This is a genomic window from Caldiplasma sukawensis, from assembly GCF_052315375.1.
Classification (GTDB): domain Archaea; phylum Thermoplasmatota; class Thermoplasmata; order Thermoplasmatales; family Thermoplasmataceae; genus Cuniculiplasma.
Window position 1 is genome coordinate 41,632 of the sequence record NZ_JBLSDG010000006.1, and the last position, 20,287, is coordinate 61,918.

General features: G+C 36.6%; 22 protein-coding genes. 6 read left to right on the forward strand and 16 right to left on the reverse strand.

Translation table 11 applies throughout. The annotated features are described in order from the left end of the window. Nucleotides 1-17 precede the first annotated feature (17 nt). Nucleotides 18-683, forward strand: a complete 666-nt coding sequence (locus ACNF4Z_RS04570) for a DUF981 family protein (protein WP_458328063.1) — start codon at nucleotides 18-20, stop codon at nucleotides 681-683. Between the two features lie 292 nt (nucleotides 684-975). On the opposite strand, the gene rpl12p is transcribed toward ACNF4Z_RS04570, so the two are convergent. The 4 genes from rpl12p to ACNF4Z_RS04590 form a co-directional block, all read right to left on the reverse strand. Next, nucleotides 976-1,287, reverse strand: a complete 312-nt coding sequence (rpl12p, locus tag ACNF4Z_RS04575) for a 50S ribosomal protein P1 (protein ID WP_458328064.1) — start codon at nucleotides 1,285-1,287, stop codon at nucleotides 976-978. Nucleotides 1,288-1,304: 17 nt separating this feature from the next. Then, nucleotides 1,305-2,240: a 50S ribosomal protein L10 gene (locus ACNF4Z_RS04580; RefSeq protein ID WP_458328065.1), complete on the reverse strand. Its 936-nt coding sequence runs from the start codon at nucleotides 2,238-2,240 to the stop codon at nucleotides 1,305-1,307. Beyond that, nucleotides 2,237-2,881, reverse strand: a complete 645-nt coding sequence (locus tag ACNF4Z_RS04585) for a 50S ribosomal protein L1 (RefSeq protein WP_458328066.1) — start codon at nucleotides 2,879-2,881, stop codon at nucleotides 2,237-2,239. Before ACNF4Z_RS04585 ends, ACNF4Z_RS04580 begins: the two co-directional genes overlap by 4 nt. Nucleotides 2,882-2,951: 70 nt before the next feature. Beyond that, a complete protein-coding gene (locus ACNF4Z_RS04590) occupies nucleotides 2,952-3,425 on the reverse strand; it encodes a 50S ribosomal protein L11 (protein ID WP_458328067.1) in 474 nt (157 codons plus the stop codon). A gap of 58 nt (nucleotides 3,426-3,483) precedes the next feature. Between ACNF4Z_RS04590 and ACNF4Z_RS04595 the strand changes: the two genes are divergently transcribed. After that, nucleotides 3,484-4,134, forward strand: coding sequence for a 2-phosphosulfolactate phosphatase (locus tag ACNF4Z_RS04595; protein WP_458328068.1), 651 nt, complete (start codon nucleotides 3,484-3,486; stop codon nucleotides 4,132-4,134). Here ACNF4Z_RS04595 and ACNF4Z_RS04600 read toward each other — a convergent pair. Genes ACNF4Z_RS04600 through ACNF4Z_RS04610 form a run of 3 tightly spaced genes read right to left on the reverse strand, consistent with a single transcriptional unit; the run spans nucleotide 4,124 to nucleotide 6,172 of the window. Continuing rightward, on the reverse strand, nucleotides 4,124-4,792 hold the full coding sequence (locus tag ACNF4Z_RS04600; protein WP_458328069.1) for a 6-hydroxymethylpterin diphosphokinase MptE-like protein: 669 nt from the start codon (nucleotides 4,790-4,792) through the stop codon (nucleotides 4,124-4,126). The two genes, ACNF4Z_RS04595 and ACNF4Z_RS04600, sit on opposite strands and share 11 nt — an antisense overlap. Beyond that, a complete protein-coding gene (locus tag ACNF4Z_RS04605; RefSeq protein WP_458328070.1) occupies nucleotides 4,782-5,906 on the reverse strand; it encodes a DUF373 family protein in 1,125 nt (374 codons plus the stop codon). Before ACNF4Z_RS04605 ends, ACNF4Z_RS04600 begins: the two co-directional genes overlap by 11 nt. Nucleotides 5,907-5,956: 50 nt before the next feature. Next, nucleotides 5,957-6,172: a transcriptional regulator gene (locus tag ACNF4Z_RS04610; protein ID WP_458328071.1), complete on the reverse strand. Its 216-nt coding sequence runs from the start codon at nucleotides 6,170-6,172 to the stop codon at nucleotides 5,957-5,959. A 174-nt stretch (nucleotides 6,173-6,346) separates the two neighbouring features. Here ACNF4Z_RS04610 and hppD point away from each other — a divergent pair, with 174 nt between their 5' ends. Genes hppD through ACNF4Z_RS04630 form a run of 4 tightly spaced genes read left to right on the forward strand, consistent with a single transcriptional unit; the run spans nucleotide 6,347 to nucleotide 10,472 of the window. After that, entirely contained in the window at nucleotides 6,347-7,429 is a 1,083-nt protein-coding gene (gene hppD, locus ACNF4Z_RS04615; RefSeq protein WP_458328072.1) for a 4-hydroxyphenylpyruvate dioxygenase, read from the forward strand. A gap of 4 nt (nucleotides 7,430-7,433) precedes the next feature. Further along, the gene (locus ACNF4Z_RS04620) at nucleotides 7,434-8,291 is read left to right on the forward strand and encodes a fumarylacetoacetate hydrolase family protein (protein WP_458328073.1); all 858 of its coding nucleotides are present in this window, start codon (nucleotides 7,434-7,436) and stop codon (nucleotides 8,289-8,291) included. 1 nt (nucleotide 8,292) lies between these two features. Then, the gene (locus ACNF4Z_RS04625; RefSeq protein WP_458328074.1) at nucleotides 8,293-9,438 is read left to right on the forward strand and encodes a homogentisate 1,2-dioxygenase; all 1,146 of its coding nucleotides are present in this window, start codon (nucleotides 8,293-8,295) and stop codon (nucleotides 9,436-9,438) included. Next, nucleotides 9,423-10,472, forward strand: a complete 1,050-nt coding sequence (locus ACNF4Z_RS04630; protein WP_458328075.1) for an iron-containing alcohol dehydrogenase — start codon at nucleotides 9,423-9,425, stop codon at nucleotides 10,470-10,472. The genes ACNF4Z_RS04625 and ACNF4Z_RS04630 overlap by 16 nt, the downstream gene beginning before the upstream one ends. Here the strand turns inward: ACNF4Z_RS04630 and ACNF4Z_RS04635 are convergent, their stop codons facing one another. The 9 genes from ACNF4Z_RS04635 to gvpD form a co-directional block, all read right to left on the reverse strand. Beyond that, the gene (locus ACNF4Z_RS04635) at nucleotides 10,473-10,886 is read right to left on the reverse strand and encodes a PPC domain-containing DNA-binding protein (RefSeq protein ID WP_458328076.1); all 414 of its coding nucleotides are present in this window, start codon (nucleotides 10,884-10,886) and stop codon (nucleotides 10,473-10,475) included. 9 nt (nucleotides 10,887-10,895) lie between these two features. Further along, nucleotides 10,896-11,447: a histidine phosphatase family protein gene (locus ACNF4Z_RS04640; RefSeq protein WP_458328077.1), complete on the reverse strand. Its 552-nt coding sequence runs from the start codon at nucleotides 11,445-11,447 to the stop codon at nucleotides 10,896-10,898. Nucleotides 11,448-11,492: 45 nt separating this feature from the next. Next, nucleotides 11,493-12,185, reverse strand: coding sequence for a TenA family transcriptional regulator (locus ACNF4Z_RS04645; RefSeq protein ID WP_458328078.1), 693 nt, complete (start codon nucleotides 12,183-12,185; stop codon nucleotides 11,493-11,495). A gap of 88 nt (nucleotides 12,186-12,273) precedes the next feature. Continuing rightward, a complete protein-coding gene (locus tag ACNF4Z_RS04650; protein ID WP_458328079.1) occupies nucleotides 12,274-14,133 on the reverse strand; it encodes an ATP-binding protein in 1,860 nt (619 codons plus the stop codon). Beyond that, nucleotides 14,133-14,972 (reverse strand): hypothetical protein, encoded by an 840-nt coding sequence (locus ACNF4Z_RS04655; RefSeq protein ID WP_458328080.1) that lies wholly within the window; start codon nucleotides 14,970-14,972, stop codon nucleotides 14,133-14,135. The genes ACNF4Z_RS04650 and ACNF4Z_RS04655 overlap by 1 nt, the downstream gene beginning before the upstream one ends. Further along, a complete protein-coding gene (locus ACNF4Z_RS04660) occupies nucleotides 14,953-15,783 on the reverse strand; it encodes a fumarylacetoacetate hydrolase family protein (protein ID WP_458328081.1) in 831 nt (276 codons plus the stop codon). The genes ACNF4Z_RS04655 and ACNF4Z_RS04660 overlap by 20 nt, the downstream gene beginning before the upstream one ends. A gap of 253 nt (nucleotides 15,784-16,036) precedes the next feature. Then, the gene (locus tag ACNF4Z_RS04665; protein WP_458328082.1) at nucleotides 16,037-17,791 is read right to left on the reverse strand and encodes a M61 family metallopeptidase; all 1,755 of its coding nucleotides are present in this window, start codon (nucleotides 17,789-17,791) and stop codon (nucleotides 16,037-16,039) included. A 26-nt stretch (nucleotides 17,792-17,817) separates the two neighbouring features. After that, nucleotides 17,818-18,786, reverse strand: coding sequence for a porphobilinogen synthase (gene hemB / locus ACNF4Z_RS04670; protein WP_458328083.1), 969 nt, complete (start codon nucleotides 18,784-18,786; stop codon nucleotides 17,818-17,820). Between the two features lie 32 nt (nucleotides 18,787-18,818). After that, nucleotides 18,819-20,270 (reverse strand): gas vesicle protein GvpD P-loop domain-containing protein, encoded by a 1,452-nt coding sequence (gene gvpD / locus ACNF4Z_RS04675; protein ID WP_458328084.1) that lies wholly within the window; start codon nucleotides 20,268-20,270, stop codon nucleotides 18,819-18,821. Between the last annotated feature and the right edge of the window lie 17 nt (nucleotides 20,271-20,287).

Here is a 20,287-nt window from a genome sequence, read left to right on the forward strand (position 1 = left end):
AGCTGAACTGTAAAGTTATGTCCTCAAATTATAGAGTAAGATATATCATAAGGAAGGTGAAAAATAAGTTTATAGACGATTTGGCTTTTGAACTTCTGACACTATCTCTGGCAGCCCTAATGATACTGTATATGTCTCTCAGCATATATGTTGACTACAGAAGAAACGGTGAGAAGGATATTGAAAAGCATCTGAAACCTGGAATGGCTCCACTGGCAATTCTTGGATTGGTAATGTTGTCATTTGGTCTGGAAGGAGAATTTGTATGGCCTTTGCCGGGCTCATTTAATATCCTCTACTTCGACATGTACACGCTTGTTGCAATAGTCATCATTGCCTTTGCCATAAGTATAAGGCTGGAATATAAAATGCAATATGTGGGACTGTTTGCAGCCTATGCGGGTGTAATGGCAATATACTATGGAATAAGAGCCTATGAACTTAGCATAATTGGACCTACAACAATAGATCTTCTACTGATGTATATTGCATTTGGATTTGTTGGAATCCTTTCATACCCGGTATCACTCATAATAGATAGGGTTCCTCAGAAGGGAAATCCTTCCTGGAAGGGGTGGACTGTCATTTTAATACTTTTCTGGATTGCGGTTCTTGGAGCTATGATTGCATCAGGATACATTGGATTTGATGCAGTGTTCTCACATCTTGCAGTTCCACCATGATTTTGAGATTATAAGATATTTTTTAATTATTTTTTAAATAATCAAAATAATTTTTAAATTTTAATATTCAATAATCAAATGCCTAAAGATTTAATTTCTCTGCCTGACGCCAGTCTCTTTACTGTCATCTGGCAATATAAGTATCTTATAGGTAATGGCTGATAAAATCCATATCAAAGATATAGCTGTCCATAATATATTAGGAATCACTATGATCGAAACGATAAAAATTATTAGAGGCAGGACATATATAAGAAGACCTGCCAGCAATCTTTTCAAACTGAACATGTGTTTATCCGAAGAGTGAGCTCAGTCCTTCCATTGCCTCTTCTTCTTTTGCCTCTTCCTTTTCCTCTTTCTTTTCTTCCTTCGGTTTTGCTTCAGCTGCCGGTCCAGAGGCGGGTGCTGCTGCGGCCATTACGGGTGCTGCGGCTGCATTTTTAAGTACTTCCTCTATGTTAACCTCTTTAAGGCCGTTAACAAGAGATTTCAGCCTTGCTTCATCCGGTGTTACTCCAGCCTCTGACAGAACCTTTTTCAACTTTTCCTCATCTATTTCTTTTCCTGCTGCATGTAGCAGCAATGCTCCATATATATACTCCATTTCAATTACCTCCTTCCTTATCCAAATAATGCATTTAAACCTGACGTACCGTCCTCTTCCTCTTTTTTCTCCTCTTTAGCCTCTTCCTTTTGCTCCTCTTGTTTTTTTGGCTCTCCAGAAATTGCGCTATTCAAGGTCATTGCTTCTTTGATTGCCTTAACCAGGAATATTCTCACGTTCGACTCGTCCACATAGTTGGCAGCAATCGCTAGATTCTCTGCCTCCAATGTTGCCTTCACAATGTAGTCTGGAATAATCTCCTTTACAAAGAACAGCGCCTCCTTAGCCACACCCTTTGCCTGTGAAAATGCACCAGCGATCTGCGAAATGATCTTTTCTGGTGTAAGTGAGAGTACTTCCTTGTTAAAGATTATTCCACTCTCATATGCAGAAATAAGATCAAGACCAACTTCAATAGGGAAAATTTCTAGCCTCTCAAGAGTCTTTGCCTTATCTCTGCTTATCTTTTCACCTTTTTTTACAAATACAGACTCTTTCTTTATTACAATCTTTCCCTTCTCTATTGCAGCCTGTAATCCAACCTTTTGAAACTCTCCAATCATTGGACCTGGTGGAAAATTCGTCTCCTTTGCTGGTACTATTATATCCTCTTCAGATATTTCACCACCCCTGGCCGGTGCTTTCTGCCTTGTTGACTCTACAAGTTTGTATAATCTGTTCGGATTTTCATCTGTTGTTATGAGAGCAACCTGGCCTTTAACTGAAGGTATCAGTTTCTCTCCGTTCTTCAATCCTGCCCTTTCTATTGCCTTGACAAGAAGTGTACCCCTCATCACTTTCAGAGATGCAACGCCCTTTAGTTTAAACCTTATATCCTGAAGCTGTTTGTTTCTTATCCCTTTGATACTTACGATTGCGGATACTTTACTCTTTGATATCTTATCTGAAGTCTCCGCAACAAGTTCCTGCTTCCATGAAGGTATTTTGCTCATCTAAGATCCTCCTCCTCAATTTTAACTGCTGGACCCATTGTTGTTTTAATGTATATGCTTTCAATGTTTCCATATCCCTTTTCCAGCTTTGAAACTATTCTTTTCATGACTTCCCTTATATTGTCCGCAACCTCTTTTTCCTTCATATTTTTGGAGCCAATAGGAACATGAAATGTTCTTCTGTCCCTGCTTCTTACTCTTACAGTCTTTTTAAGGTTGTTTATTACAGGAACTGGGTCCTGACCTGGTGGCAATGGTCTTGGTATCTTACCCCTTGGACCAAGAACAGTACCTAGGGATTTACCGATATTAGCCATCAGAGTTGACTCTGATATGAAAAATTCAACCTGATTTACTATCTTCTTAAACTCTTTCTTATTTTCCGAAAATTTACCTATGTCCTCAACACCAAAAATGAAATCTGAATGATCTCTGGCCTTTAGTTTCATCTCTTCACTGCCAAAAACTCCTATTTTCATCTCTTTACCTCTTCCATTGGGCAGTATTATCTCCTCATTTATCCTGTTTTTCGGATTTGAGAGGTCCACGCCACTCAGATTCACTGCGAGATCAAGTGTTTCCGTAAATTTTCTTTCCTTTGATTCCTGTTTTGCTTTCTTAATCTTATCTTCCAAACTCATATTATCCCTCCTGTGAAAAAACACAGTAATGCGGGTAGATTGGTAAAGTGGAAAATACTAAATAAATGTTTCACTCTATTTTGATTTCTCCCTTCCTTATTTTTTCCTGAACTGTTTTGCAGTCTTCTCCATCCACTGTAATTCCAAGTGTGAGTCCTGTTCCAAGAACCTCCATTACTGCTGCTTTCAAATCATTTGATAACATTGCATCCATCTTTGCTTTTGCAACCTTCTTTATCTGATCCAATGTGGCGTTCCCTGCAATCTGTTCTTTCCTCTTTCCTGAACCCTTTTCTATCCCTATCTCCTTCTTAATTAGAGCAGATGTTGGAGGAATGCCTATTTCTATCTCATAAAGCTTTTTTGTAGGATCTGTCACCCTAACTATGACGGGTACCTGCATTCCAGCGTAATCCTTTGTCTTTTCGTTTATTTCCTTTACCACCTGACCAAGATTCAGCCCCAAAGGACCTAGAGCTGGACCAAGAGGAGGACCAGTTGTTGCCTTTCCACCCTCTACCATTGTTTTGACTTCCTGTGCCATTTGAATATCCAAACTGTATTGATGATTTATTTTAATACTTTTTTACATTAACCCTTCATTGAGAGTTAACATTGTTGAGGGTAGAAAAGCCCTAAAAATTTCTGACAATCCTAAGCTTCTTGTAGATGTTTTCAGATCGACCACTACCATTCCACTGATGCTTAAGTCTGGTGCATTGAAAGTCATACCATTTTCCAGTATTAAAGAGGTAAAACTTTTGAAAAAAAAAGATCCATCAGTAATTCTTTCAGGGGAAAGATATGGCTTCAAGATTCCCGGCTTTCAGATGAGTAATTCACCATATGAAGCAAACCATACAGATCTAAAAGGAAAAATTGTTGCATTCACCTCTACAAATGGTACAAAGGTTTTAAAACGGATAGAAAATAATGGACCTATTTATATAGGATCATTTGTAAATTTCACAGCAACAATTGACCAACTTAAACAATTTGACGAAATTGACATTTTTATGTCCGGAAGGCCAGACGGAACTGCTGATGAGGATTTTTATTTCGCTCAGGCGGTTGAGACGTATTTTCATAATGGAGAAGTAAATTTAAATGATTTCATAGAAAAAGTGAGAAACAGCAATGGAAGTAAACGGTTAAAGATGATTGGCCAGGGAAGGGATATAGATGAGGCTCTGACGCCAAACATTGTGAATTTTCCAGTAATATTTGTAGATGGAGAAATTATCAAAAAATAAAACCATTTTTCTCTATTGTTTTTCCAGTTCTTTTCATGCTAATTTCATTAATTATTTCCTTGGAAATTTCTAGTTTTTTCTTTTTCAATTCACGATTTCCTTTGTCTGAAGGGTTTTCAAAATCGAAACATAGAAGTTCAATTGAAGATGCTTCAAGTCTATCTGCTAGCAATACTGCTCTGTCTCCATCTGTAAAACCAAAAAGGTTGTTCTTTTTAGGAATCTGGCAAGACTGCCCTGTAGGAAAAAAATAACCTTCGAAAATATTCTTTTCATTTTTAATTTTATTCATATTATCTCCATGTGCATGTACAACTGGTATGGAGCCAGACTTAACGCACATTTTTATCCTTTCGTTTTCCCCATCAAGATCAGTAACTATGATGTCAGGCACTATGTTTGACAAATTTTCAATGCCAGAATCTGCGACTAAGACCACAGAATTTTTTCCCACATTTAATGAAATGCCCTTTTTTGCACCACCGATTATTTTAAAATCTTTTCCACGAAATAGTTCCAATTTTTTAATGACATCATCTTCAAACTTACATTTTGATCTTAGAATAGAAAATGAAGTGTAGTCGTCGGCACAATTTATTTTTAAATTTTCACATATGTTTTTGTACTTTCTGCACCATCGTTCCTCTTCAGTTTCCACTTGTTTCTGCCCCCAAACCGGGCTGTAATCTCTTCCTCATTACTGCGGTAAGAACTGCTATGCCGATTCCCGTAAACAGGAGTATCATAGAAAAAATTCCATAATGATTTGTCTCATACTTCAAAACAAATCTTATGTATCCCGTCATGCCGAAGAAGACCAATTCTGCAGCAAGAAGGAATATTATTGAATAATAATTTTTGAAATCTCTTTTACCGTTTCCTATGAAACTGTCAACTATCCGGAATATGCCCAATGTGAAGAGAGCTGCATAAATCCAAAGGCTGAAATTCTGAATGAATCTAAGAAAATTATCAAGGCCGGGAAGTGACTTAACGATAAGAAGTGAATATGTGTCAGCTATACCAACCATTACAAGACCTATTGCAACAATGAGTCCGATGAACATTATTCTTGCTTCCTCTGAATAAGTTCTCAACCTCAATATAAGAGAGGAAAAATGCATCCCCATATCGAAACCTTTGTCTACAAAATATGCCCCGATAACCACTGTGACAAATATTGCGGCATAATCTGAAGGGTTATTGCTTACGAACTTTCCGCTCATGAAATCGAAAATTATGTTAAAAATCAGAGAGACAGCACCGTATGTGAGAAGAAGAAGACCAACGGGAACTGCAACTTTTTTAATCATCTTTTTGTCCTGGACAGCCTTTACAATGTAATAGTATAATGATTCTATGTTCTGATTGTGCCTCACTATTATGTGTTTTACATATCTTATCTTTGCCTTTGACAACACCAGAGGGATCACATAATCGTCCTCAGCCCCGTCTGATATCAAAATCACGCTGTCGTATTTTTCCTCGTTAAATATTGCGTCCAGCTGTTTTGATATGATCTGATCTGATTTTTCTCCAACGTCTTCGTCCCCGGTCACAAGAGCTATTTCTATGTCTTCCCCCTCTGATTGTAGTTTTTCATAGTGTTTTAGCGCACCGAAAAGGGCATTTGCGTCTGAATCTTCAGGGTCAACTGTTATTAGCCTTACGGCTGCACTATAACATTGAGAATAACCTATGACAGGTGCAGTGATTCCGCATTTTACACCAAAATCATTGTCCCTGTCTATGTTAAGAATAAGAGTTTTCATCCTTTATAATGTAAAGGAAAGTTAGGAATAAATATTTATCTGAAAAATATTTATTTTATCACAAAATATCCTGCGCTTTTCTGTCTTGCCACTCTTTTTACATATCCTTTATTCTGTAATTCCTGAAGCGCCCCGTTTACTATGGCCTTTCCCAGGGAAGATGCCTTCATTATATCATCAGCAGTTTTTAGTTTTTCTTCACTAACTGCCCCGATTTTTTTCAGTGACTCATAAACCTTTTTAGCATTTGGAGTTAATTCGTCCATAATATGATCAATGGGGGATATATAATGCATATAAATACTTATATTACATTTAAAATTAAAAAAACAAGGTTTAAAGGAAAAGACTGAAAAACAGGTGAAAATTATATGATAATCAGTATCATGGAATATATTAAGTCGGGAAATCTTATTATATAAAATATTAGATATTACAGTATGACGGAAAAACCACTTGATAAGGTAGACTATGTTGAATTTTATGTTGGATCATCAAAGCAATGGGCCTATTATCATAAATATGGTCTTGGATTCAAAATAATAGGTTATGCAGGACTTGAAACCGGGGTGAGAGACAGAATATCATATCTTGTGGAACAGGGCAATACAAGAATAATGCTGACCACCCCTCTGGATGGTGATTCAGAGATTGCGAGGCATATTGCTCAGCATGGTGATGGTGTTAAAGATATTGCCATAAGAGTGAAAAACATGGATGACACCATAAGTGAGGTGAAGGAGAGGAAGATAGTTAAGGTTACTGAACCATCCAAAATAAAAACAGATAATGGTACGATTTATAAAGCGGTTGCAAGTACCTATGGAGAGACTGTACATTCCCTCATTGATTACGGTGAGTATGATGGTGATTTACCACCGGGCTTTGTCAGAGTGGAAGATGATTCGAAAAATTTTGGTATAAAGAGATTCGATCACATAGTTGGAAATGTTGAAGAGAAAAAAATGGAGAATTGGGTTAATTACTACGTTGAGGGCTTTGGATTTGAACCTTTAATAAGTTTTGATGATAAGGATATAAGCACAAAATACTCAGCTCTGAGATCAAAGGTTGTGCATTACAATAACAGAAAGATAGTGTTCCCAATAAATGAGCCAGCAAAGGGACTTAAAAAATCACAGATACAGGAATACCTTGATTATTATCATATGCCTGGAGTACAACACATTGCCATACACACTGAAAACATAATTGAGACTGTTGGGAAAATGAAGAAGAATGGTATTGAATTTCAGGAAGCACCCGATTCCTACTATGACAACATTGAAGACAGAGTAGGAAAAATAGATGAGGATATTGAAGAACTTAAAAATCTTGACATACTTATAGACAGGGATAATGATGGATATCTGCTTCAAATATTCACAAAGCCAACTGGAGCAAGGCCAACATTTTTCTATGAGATAATTCAGAGGAAAGGTGCAACTTCCTTTGGTAAGGGAAATTTCAAAGCGCTTTTTGAATCCATAGAAAAAGACCAGGCAAAGAGAGGGAATCTGTGAAATCATGAGAATTGGTAGAGGCTTTTACAAAAACAGAGAAATTTTTTTTTCTTATGAAAACGGAAATTATTTTGATATCACTGAAAATGTATACCTAAATGGTTATTATGGCATTACTAGGGAGTTCAATGATGAAATCAAAATAGACGGTACTCTTGAAAAATTTCTCCCTCCAATTCCAGTGGTCAATCAGATAAGGGATTGTTATGCATTCGAGGAACATGTGCGAAATTCAAGAAAGGCCAGAGGCCTTGATATGGATCCCACCTGGTACAAATTTCCGGTATACTATTACACCAACAAGGATAAATTACTTGGGAATATGGAAAAACTTGAGTATCCTTATTTTACTAAATGTCTTGATCTTGAGGTTGAAATAGGCATAATCATAGGAAAAAACGGTTCAAATATTAAAAAAGAAGAGGCCCTCAAATATATCTATGGACTCACACTCATGAACGATTGGAGTGCAAGAGATGTTTGGAAAGATGAGGCAAAATTAAATCTTGGCCCATCTAAATCAAAGGATTTTGCAACAAGTATTGGACCCTATGTGACAACTGTTGATACTATCATGGATCTATGGAATGGAAAAACTTTTAACATAAATGTTGAATCTTACATTAATGGAAAGAAATTCTCTTCGTCAAATATGGAATCAATGTACTGGTCAATCGGGGAGCTTATTGAATATATATCAATGGATTCTAGGATACTCAGAGGAGATGTCATAATGACAGGTACACTGCCAGGAGGGTGCATTTTTGAAAGAAACCCAAATGATGAAGATTATCTGAAAAAGGGTGATGTGGTAAGAATTAAATCCAATGTTCTTGGTGAACTTGAAAATGAGGTGATATGATATGGTTTTTTACGTAAAGATGGGTGAAGTGCCGGAACTTAGGCACACCTTTGATAGTAAGGAAAGAATTAGAAGAGAGGAACTTTTTGGAGAGGAGAGTTTTGATGGCCCATATTCCCTTCTGTATCACATAAATGAACCTACAGATGTGGTGGACATAAAGTATGAGAAAATTGAGAATGATAATATTGAAAACTTCCAATTAAAACACAGACATTACAGAACCGGAAAAATAGATAGATATGGGAACTTTATAAACGGTAGAAGGAAGCTATTAATTGCAGGTAATGTAAAGGTGAGTGTTTTAAAACCTCTTGAGAAAAGTGATGATTTTTACAGGAATGCCCTGAATGACATGATCATTTTTGTTCACGAAGGTGATGGTGAGTTAAATTCTGTTCTTGGAAAAGTGAAGTTCTCTAAACATGATTACATTTATGTTCCAAAGGGGCTAACTTTTAAGTTTTCTTCCAGTGCAGATTCTTATTTTTTGATAATAGAAAGCAGGGATAACATAACAATTCCAAAGAGATACATGAATGTGTATGGTCAGCTAAAGGAAGGAACACCATTCTACACAAGGGACATAAGGATTCCTGAATTTACGACTCCTGAGGATAAAAAGGGAAAGTTCAGAGTGTATGTGGATTATGGGGATTATTTTGCAATAGAGGAGAGAGAAACTTCCCCGATGGATGTTGTTGGATGGGATGGTTATCTCTATCCATGGGCCATTAATGTCAGCAAGATGGCCCCAATAGTTGGAAAATTACATCAACCACCCCCTGTGCATGAAACATTCTCGTCTAAATCCATGATGGTTGGAACATTCCTTCCAAGGAAGTATGATTTTCATCCGAGGAGTATACCAATATCATATTATCACAACAATATAGATGTTGATGAATTTCTGTTTTACTCTTCCGGAAATTTCATGAGCAGAAAGGGAATAGAACCAGGATCAATAACCGTACACGTCAGAGGCATTATCCATGGGCCACAACCTGGTGCCATAGAATCTGCAATAGGAAAAGAAGGGACAGATGAAGTTGCGGTAATGATAGAGACCTACGATCCAATGATACCAACCAGGCTTGCAATTGATGTTGAAGATCAAGAATACATGAGATCATGGCACAGGAAATAATGGAATTTAATTATCTTCCCATTGACAGGGTAATTTACGGAAAGGGTGTTCTGGAGAGGGCAGGGAAAATAATACACGATTATTCAATAGGTAAGGTAATGATAATAACATCCTCCTCCGTTTCTAAAACAAACGCATTCAGGAAAGTAATCAATAATATTGACATTGACTATGTTATTGGAAATTATATCAGGGAACACTCACCAATTTCAGATATAGAGATTGCTGTAGATACCATGAGAAGGGAAAAGTGTACAGGAATAATATCAATGGGAGGCGGAAGTGTCATTGATGCAGCAAAAATGATAAGATATGAGTATAATGTAGAAATCCCACAGATTGCCATCCCAACAACCCTTTCAGCATCAGAGTTTTCACATATAGCTGGTTACAGCGTTGGCGGTATCAAAAATGGAGTGAGGGATAAGGCAATAACTCCAAAGGCAATCCTGATCGATCCAGAATCTGCAAGGGAAACCCCTGAGAGATTGTGGAGGTCAACTGGCATAAGGGCCATTGATCACGCTGTGGAAACATACATACACGAAACTATTTCAGATATTGGAAAAATGGCTGCACTTAAAGCAATTTCATTACTTTACAATAACATAGAATACACAACAGATGAGGCAAGGCTAAAATGCTTCATTGGGGCCTGGTATTCATATCTTCAGGTCTATGATTCGCCAATGGGAGTTAGTCATAACATAGGTAAGATCATTGGTGCAAGATTTTCCATTCCACATGGAATAACGTCTTGCATCACTTTACCTGAGACCATGAAATTCTATGGGAAATTTTTCCCTGAAAAAATGAAAGAGATTGCAGAAGCAATTGATGGAGTTAAGGCAGAAAAGCATCAGGCGGACGATGCCGCATATCTTATCCAGGGACTTTTAAAGGATCTGGGACTTTATGAAACCATGTCAAAGTACGGGATAAAGATGGAGGATGCGGAAGGAATTTTCAGAGAACTAAGGGAAAGGGAACCATGGCATCTTGATCTAATAAAAGAGTTGGTGAATAAAAAATAATTATTTGAAATAAAGTTCCTTAAGATTTGATTTTTCGTTCATCTTTCTTCCGAATGCCACACCTGTTTCAAGGATGGTTAATTCCAATAGTGGCCTGATTTTCCCACCAAATAAATGGCCACCAATAATTGTATGATCCTGTCTCGCAAGATTTATGTGTATGTGGAACCTTGGTTCATCCTCTGAAATTGAGCCTGAAAATGATGTTATTTCCATCTGATTCTTATAAACTTCCCTTTCATATTTTCCATCTTTAAAATAACCTATATCCATACTGTAGCCTGCCCCTATACCTGAAATGATCATACCATTTTTAATTCCCGCCTCTTTAACAAGATTTTCAAGTTCTTCAAAAATATCCTTTTCATATTCCAGTTTAGCATATATGATGTTTCCCTCTTTTTTCCATATCATAGAAAAATATCACAGATTCCTATTTAATCTTAACCTGATGATCTGCCCGTTCTCAATCCTTTTTTTGGTAAAATTCTCACCAGTTATGATCTCACTTATAACACCAATCATCACTCCATGTGAAAATATAAGCACCTTATCAAAATTCTTACCTGAGATATCTTTCAGAAAGTCTCTTGCCCTCTTAAACTGTGAGGAAAGGGGTTCAACACCATACTCATCCCAGTCTGAGGATATTATTCTGAGGATATTCATTTCAGTTCCCGTAAGTCTGCTTACCTCATCTGTTGTGAGCCCTTCAAAATCTCCAAGATTTCTTTCTCTTAGGCGGCTGTCCTTAATGATCTGAACATTCATATCCTTGCAGGCAAGCCTGGCTGTTTCATATGCTCTTTTAAGATCTGATGAATAAACTATATCGGGTTTTATTGAATTTACCTTTTCCCTTAAGGAGATTGCCTCCATTACACCCCTTTCATTCAGTGGGATGTCCAGGGAACCCTGCCACCTTCCTTCCAGGTTCCAATCTGTCTGGCCATGCCTAATGAGAAATAAATCCATTATTGGGATTATTAAAAAAGAATAAAAAACTGTTATCAAAAAATATTAATCTGAAAGACCGAGCCAGAACTTTTCCTCAAGGTTCAGTATACCATCTGCACCCCTGAAGAAAGCCTCCCTGGCCTCTTTTTCCTTCTTATGAGTTCCAAGCACATCTTCCATTGCCTCTTCATGGTGAGATTCAAGTTCTCTGTGAAATGTGAAATATTCTATATCTGCCTTTGAAAATTCGGGATGCTTTTTGAAAAATTCCCTGAAACCAGAAAGTATCTTGTCCCACATAGGTATTGCCATGTTTTCAAGACCAAATTCAGCACCAAGTGCTTCGTAGTAGTTTCCTGAGAAATAACTTCTCATTCCGTCAAGCCATTCCTTCGTAGTGGGCAACTGTTTTCTCTTAACCAGATCCGCTGGCTCCATCCCTATACTTCTCAGATACTTTCTGTACAACAGTTCATGCCTCTTTGTTGGATCCATGTCTCCAAGCTCTGAAACCAATATGGTTGTGAGATTTGCTGCATCATCTTCATTTGGTGTATTAACAAGTAGTGTTCCAAGAATGGCTGGCCATTCCCTTGTAAAGTGGTAAAACTCTATGGAGAATCTTTTAAATTCATCCACGGTTATATCTCCACGAGCAAATCTGTCGATAAATGCGTTGTTTGTTGCAGAATGCCTCTTAACAAAATTGTATGTTTTTTCGTAAAAGTTTTCCTCATTTACTTCTTCGTTTATCATATTTCAACTATCGAAATTTATTATAAAAGTATTCCTTTTATTTATATATGTTAACAATTAGACTGGATACCATTATTTTAATATTTACTCAAATGAAAAAATCTAAAACTGTTTTCTTTTCATCTGAGTTGTTAATATTATTATAATTTTTTATAAAATGAGTTTTGCTTTTTTCCATAATTTCCAGTAAATGAGGATCTTCATTCTCCTTCATTCTGAAAGATGAGTTGAAAAGGAATTCTGGTGACCATCTTCTTAGACCACTCTCTGTTGATATGTAAAATGTATTTTTTCTCTCTTCTATTATGGAAATTTTCAAGGGATTGAAAAAAGTGTTACGTCCTTCCATTTTCAATTCATCTAGGTAATGTATAATTTTTTCCTTGTTCAGAAAGAAATCCCTCAAGGAAGTTGATTCATTTTCACCGCATAAAAAGATCATATATGATGCACTATAATTTATTGCCTTCTCCACTATCCTACTCTTGTGCTTAATATCGCTGTTTTCAACTTCCACAAACACAGGAACACCGTTTTTAAAAAAGAAAAGGTCGGGCTTTAATCCACCTATGTCTGTCTCCTTGAATACCCTGTAGCCCTTGGATTTTAAATAGCTTTCAATGAGAATTTCAAGGCTTTGGTGTTTATGATCCTCTTTATTCCCATATAAATTTGTTTCATTCTCAATTTTCCTTCCGTATTTCCTTATACTTCCTTTGAAATCTGGAATTTTATAATCGTCTTCCAAAAGAATGGATTTGAAAGAGTCCACTCTTAATCCATTTTCTGCTCTTGTACCAACGTATGTAATATTATGCATTCCTCCCTCCAGTATGGATTTCAATATGGAATCCCTTAATCTAATATTGCCAACAAGGGATGAAATTCTGTCAGCATCCTTTTTTGATACGTTGAAAATGTAAAAGTTTCCACAATTTGAGAGTATTGATTCCTGAATTTCTTCATCGTATTGCAGAAAGAACTGTGATGACAGGAAAAGAAAAAGGTTAAACTTTCTCCCCTCACTCAATATTTCATTTACCAGTGATGAGTTAAGGTTCTGTGCCTCATCAATTATTATAACAGTTTTCTTTACCGTTCCTCTGGAAATTACATCCGTCCATATTCTGTTTAAAATTGCACCCGCTATTATTGATGATTGTTGTTGAGAGTGCCTTGTTTTTGATGTGTCAATTATGATTAGACTGTTTCCTTCACGGAGTAATCTGTGTATGTCTACGGTATCTTCTCTTCTTCCTATTAATGATGAGATTTCACAATCGCTCACCAGAGGTAGAAGTTTGTTGATTGAACTTGATATGTACTCTGACCATCGGTCCCATTTGATTATTAGGTTTTTAATTGCGTTTTTTGAATGCTCGTCCGATTTATTTATTATTTCTTTCATCTTTTCTCTATTGTTTATTATATTCAGGAAGTCGCCAAGTGTTAGATTTTCATTCAACTCAACAGCCTTTCTAAGTATTGCGGTGAAGATCGTCTGAAGCCTTGGTCCCCATGTTCCTGAGGAAAAACTCTCTTCCTTTGAAAGTATCTTTGATAAAAGATATAGTGATACAGGGTTATTTCTGGCACCTGACAGTATGTTAATGCCCACACCAATTTGGCTCTCCATATCAGTTCCGAAATACACTATTTCCTTATTTGAAAGATCAGAACAGATTTGATTTGCAAGTGAACCGTGGAAATCGATCATTATAATATTGGTGTTTTCAAGTGATCCTATATTTTTCAAAATTGATCTTAAAAATGTTGATTTTCCAGTGCCAGTTCGTCCTATAATGAGTGAGTGAAATAAAAGTTCTCTCTCGCTGAAATAAACATTGCTGCCATTTGATCTTTTGCCAAGAATGTATTTTCCAGCTTGACCCTTATACTTCTCACCCTTATTTTCCAGGTAATGAGTTCTTGAATACCTGTAAACCATTACATATTCCTCTCTAAATGAATGTTTTCAATCAAATGTGTGACATATTTTTCATTACCAGACGGAGATGAAAAGTATTCAATCCATTCACCATTCCTTCTTAATGAAATCCATGGCCCGTTCCTGCTTATTCCATATATTTCCCATTCATCCAGTCTGAAATTTTCCCTGAAAATATCACCTTTTTTCCAGAATGTATAAATGGAGGTGCTTTCCTCATTTTTCCTTGCTCTCATGAACCAGAAATACGATTTCAAATCATTCACGAATATTTTTATCATCATATTTTTTCCTGTTCCCTGAGAATCACCAATCAGATCACCCTGTCTATCAGTTTTTTTTATCCATTTTAACATTGCAATATTTTTTTCTTCAAACCATTCAATAGATTCAGGTTTTGCATGGCAGTAAAATGATTTGACTAAAAATGAGCTATTCGTGCTTCTTATTATGTTAAGAGAATTCAGAACTTTTTCAAAATTTTCAGGATTTCCATGCATCTCAACGCATAGATCATCTATGTAAAAGCAAGCTGCCTCCGCTCCATGATAATCTATGCCTCTGAAATAATTGGTGTTAATCTTGCAAACATTTTTCTCAAAACACTGAAAATTTCCGTAAGATTCAGTAGATGTCCTCATCATGTTTTTTGGAAAACCGAAGAAAAACCAATCCATAAAAAAATATTTAACAGTCACATCATAAATGGAAAATCTCACTGTTATATGTCTGTTTTCCTGCTTTCTTATAGAATAACTGTCACACATATCAGAATATAATTTGGAAAATGGCAGAATTATTTTTTTAAGTGAACCCAAGTTAACGTTCTGAAGAGGCATCCACAACCCTATTCCTCAATAGTCCAATTTTTTCGCTTTTCACTTCAATAACATCACCATTTTTCAGGTATGGAAATTTACCTGATTTAGCTACACCTGATGGTGTTCCTGAAAGAATCATATCTCCTGGATACAATGTCATGAATTTAGAAATGTATGAGATCATCTCCGGGAAACTGAAGATCATTTCTTCGTCTATTGAATCCTGTCTCTTTTCACCGTTTACAAAAGTTTCTATCCTGAACCTTTCCTCTGGTTCCGTGGAGAATGTATTAGAAATGGGAAGGTATCCGTCCCTTGTTTTTGCAGGTATCCAGTTTTTTCCCAGAGACTCACTGAACTTATCCTGTTCTGATCTTTCACTGACGTCATTTACCACGGCATATGCTCCTATTGATTCCTCTGCCTCTCTTATGGAGCAAAATTTTGTCTTTTTCCCAATTATGGCACATATCTCTCCTTCATAATCAAGTTTGTCTTCCCTGTATCTTTCAATGTTACCATGCATCGTATTAAGGGAGTTCCTGAATTTGCTGAAAAAATATGGAAAATCAGGCCTTTTCTGCCCCGTTTCCTGTGAGTGTTTAGCGTAATTCAAAGCGGGGCAGAGTATTTTTTCCGGATCAACCGGTATCAACAGTTCTTCATATGAGGCATCAATAGGATGAAACTTTGACTCAGAATTATCTATTTTGTTTATCATTGAAAACGCAGAATTTATTTCCACAGGATCTGAATATACAAGAATGTCATCTCCAGAAATTTTTGCAATATAAGTTCTGCCATTTCTGATTAAAAATTTTCCCATCATATTTGTGGAAATACAAAATTGAATAATATTGTTTTTCAAATTAAATAGTAGTTTCGTAAGGTCATATTATACGAAGAGTTTTACTATTTTTTTGAGACCGTTCTTTCAGTCTCAATTGTTGATGTAACTTCATCCTGATTTTTTCCCATTCCTCTTTCGTTCTGAATTTTATTGATAAATAGATTCCTATTCTTTTAGAGAGATTATCTGAGATATGTGTGAAATGAAATTTGTAAAATTTTAAGATTTTTCTTCACTGCCCTCTCAATATCTTTCCCCTGATTTTATCCTTTGATTCATCCCTTTCTGCTGATGGATATATGTCAATTTTTTCCGGGAACTGTTCTGCAAGAATTACAGTTGTATCATAAAGAATTGAATTTCTGAAATATTTCACGTTGACTTCATCACCGGGTTTGAATTCAGGGAATCGATCAACTTCCAACTGTGAATAGGATTTTATAAAAGGCTTCCTGAAATGTGATGTAAAACGGTAATTGTTAACAGCAACTATCTCATCACCTGGAGATATGCCTGCCTTCTGGGCGGGGTAACCTTCTATAACGGATTCTACTTTTTCCCCCCTCAGAAAGAGTCCCATGGTACCATTTTTTTCCTCTTTTCCATCCTTTCTGTATATTTCCTTTAATTCAAGGCCTATTCTCTTTAGTTCTTTCTGGAAATCTATCTTTTCAGTTCCTCTTACAAATCTTTGGAAAAAGGGAGAAAAGTCCATACCAGACACATCGTTAAGTATCTGTAAGAGTTCTTTTTCACCTATTCCCTTTCCATCCCTGTTAAATTTATCCATAAGGCCCCGCATGACATCATCCAGGCATTTAGTGCCTTTTGTGAATTCCCCAATCCTTATATTTATGAGAAGTCCGAGTATCTGACCCTTTAGATAATATGAAACGTAACTGTTAATATTGTTGGGGGATGGTTTGTAAAGTTTTATCCAAGCATCAAAAGATGAGTCAGCTGCAGATTCGTATTTCGTTCCTGGCATTATTGAATACTGCATAATGTCATCTGCAATCAACTCATAATATTGTTTTTCATCAATAAGTCCGGCTCTAAGGCAAATTAGTTTTGCATAGTAGTCGGTTACCCCCTCAGAGAACCAAAGAAGTGTTGTATAAGTTTCCTCCTTATAATTGAAAGGACCAAGCTCTGAAGGTCTTATTCTCTTAACGTTCCAAAGGTGGAAAAACTCATGTGCCACTATAAGAAGGAATTTTTTGTAATTCTCCTCCTCCGTAAGGTAAAAACGATTTATATTAATTGCACATGAATTCATGTGCTCTAGACCGCCTCCACCCTCCTGATCAATAATGGTAATAAGAAAAACATATCTTTTGTAAGGAAAGCCACCAAAAATATTTCTTGCGGCCTCCACAATTTTTTTCATGTCCCTTATTATGATGTTCTCATCGTAAATTCCTTCGCCAAATATGGCCACCTCATGTTCCTTTCCATCCACTGTAAACATGAAGGATTTGTGTGTTCCTATCTCCATTGGACAGTCCACAAGCACATCGTAATTTGTTGCCCTAAACCTGTTCTCTCCTATTTTTTCAAGACCTGTTGAAATATGCCAGCCCTGTGGCGGTTTTACAGTCAATTCCACCGATTGATCTTTGTATCCTTCAAGATACAGAAACACACTTGAACCCAGAACAAATCCATGCCTTCCGTCAAGATGTGATGTTCTTACTGATAATTCACCCGCATACACCTCATATGTTATTATGAATGATTTTGCCTGTCCGTTAAGTATTCTCCAGCTTGACTTGTCCTTTCTTACAATATCGATAGGTTCATTCTCCAATGATCTTGCACGTAGCATTCTCACATTCCTTGCAAAATCCCTTATGAGATAGGATCCAGGAGTCCAGGCAGGCATTGTTACAATAACACTGTCTTCCTCTATGTTTTCAATGTTCATGGCTATTTCGTAGAAACCTGAATTACAATCCCTCATTTCTATAAAGTAAGAGAGCTTCATTATGATACACCCATATTAATATAATTTTAAATGTTCCTATGTTTCTCTGCCAGATACTCAGTGAAGTAGGATATTACCATGGAGGCCCCGGCCCTGAATATGGAAAGAATTTGTTCCGTTATTGCTGATTCATCCAGAAAACCTGATCTCACTGCATTCATTATCATTGAATATTCCCCGCTGACACTATAGGCAGCAATTGGAACGTTGAATCTTTCCCTGGCAAGCCTGATTATGTCAAGATAAAATGTTGCGGGCTTCACCATGACTATGTCTGCCCCCTCCTGTATATCCATTTCAATCTCCTTCATTGCTTCATTCATGTTTGATGGATTCATCTGATATGTCTTTCTGTCTCCAAAGCCTGGTTTTGACTGTGCTGCATCCCTAAAAGGACCGTACAGTGATGATGCATATTTTGCAGAGTATGCCATTATTGGTATATTTTTAAAACCATGAGAGTCCAGAGCCTTTCTTATGCTTGCAACCTGTCCGTCCATCATTCCACTTGGTGCAATCATATCAGAACCACTCTTTGCCTGACTGACAGCAATTCTTTCATAGTAGGAAAGTGTCTCATCATTATCAACATCATTACCTTTCACAATTCCACAGTGCCCATGATCTGTGTATTCGCACATACACAGATCGGTTATGACAAACATTCCCTTACTTTTGAAATATTGAATGGCTCTCTGTACAACACCTTTTTCACTGAAGGCATCGCTTCCCTCAGAATCTTTGTGATCCGGTATGCCGAATAAAATTACTGATCTGACACCTTTTTCATTAAGGGACCTGGCGTAATCCTCCAGTTCACCATTCAGTGGATAATTGAAAATGCCAGGCATGCTTTTGATTTCCATTTTTTTATCAATGTTCCCGTTCACAAAAACAGGCATGATCATTTTCTTATGATCAATTGAATATTCCGAAACAAGGTCCCTTAGCACTGAGGAGGATCTGAGTCTTCTAGGCCTTTGATCTGGATACATGAAGTCAGTATGTAATACCTCATAATATTATTTTACAACACTTCCATAAGACCTATTGATGACAGGCCAAGTTCGTTTATGTTTTCATAAATAATGTAATTTTTTGTTGAACCTATATTTGCATATACCAACCCATCCAAATCAATCAGATGTATGGTTACTGTTGCATAATGAGAGTATTCCTTTGCCATCTTATCATCAGCAAAGATTACTATTGCACCTGTTGACCTTATGTTGTTTATCATGGTCAGAAGGTCTTTGGAATAGTTTTCACCGTAGAGATGGGATATGTAGTCTGAAGAGAAAATATAGAGTTTCATCCTTCCCTCTCCCGCAAAATTGTAATCAATTGTTTCAAGGGAGAAATCTTCAACCAAGCTCTTCCCTTCAATTGTAAAAGTGTTTAATTTCTTCTCCTTGGTTATCCACGAAGCAAGATAATTTTTCATATTTTTCTTTCCCAACACAATCTCAAGATATCTTCGTGTATCATAGGAGGATGATGTTGAGTCCACAACCCCGTTTCCCTTTAAAAGATTGAAAACTATCATATTATTTTTAATTATATCTGCAACATACTGGAGCCTGTCTGTTTTTCCCTCAATATGAATCATGTAAATGGAGCCGGTTGGTATTTCATTCATCTTGTTGATACCAAGTTCTATTAATGAGGAATCTCCCATAACTATCTTACCATCGGACTCCTTTTCCATTTCCTTGTTTATTTTTGCGATTCTGAAATTTATCTGTATCTGTGGATATAGATTAAACCTTCCATTCTTTAACGAGAATGGAAAAAATGGAGATGAGCCTATTGGTACTCCCCTCATCTTTTCAATTGAAAGATACCTGTAAAGATAGTTTTTCTCGAAACGTATCCTGGTACTTATTGATCCATCAGAATAGTACTCAATAGCCTTATTCTCACTTGTCTCAAGTATTGCTATTAAACCGCCTCCGCTCTTCTCCACAATATCATTCTGGAGTATTGAGAAAAGCAGGTTGTCTGAAATGCCGTAAGAATTAGATATTGCCTCAATTGAGTCAATTATTATGACAGGCCCCTTGTCAATGTTGGTGTCAACAAATGAATATATGGAATTAAGTTCCGGCATGACATCAGCAAAATTGAATACTATTCCTGAAGTGTTAAAATTTGATGTTCCACTTGCAGTTTCCTCCTCAATTTTTTTAGCCAGTTTTTGAAGGGATTCAGTGACAACATATTTGTATTCACCAGTGAGTTTGAATTTATCCTCATTGAAACGGTATGATATTTTTTCCACAATTGGAAAACTTTCCTTAAGAGGTTCATCTGTGAATCTTGAAGACAGATAATAAACTGGCTGCGTTTCTATTAGTTTATTTGCAAGTTCCAAAACAAATGTGGTCTTTCCGGTTCCTGGATTTCCCTTGATCACAAGTGATTTTCCAAATTTTTGATTGAAGAAGTCTATGAAAATCTGAAATATATCATCTGGCATCTAAATCATCTTCTACT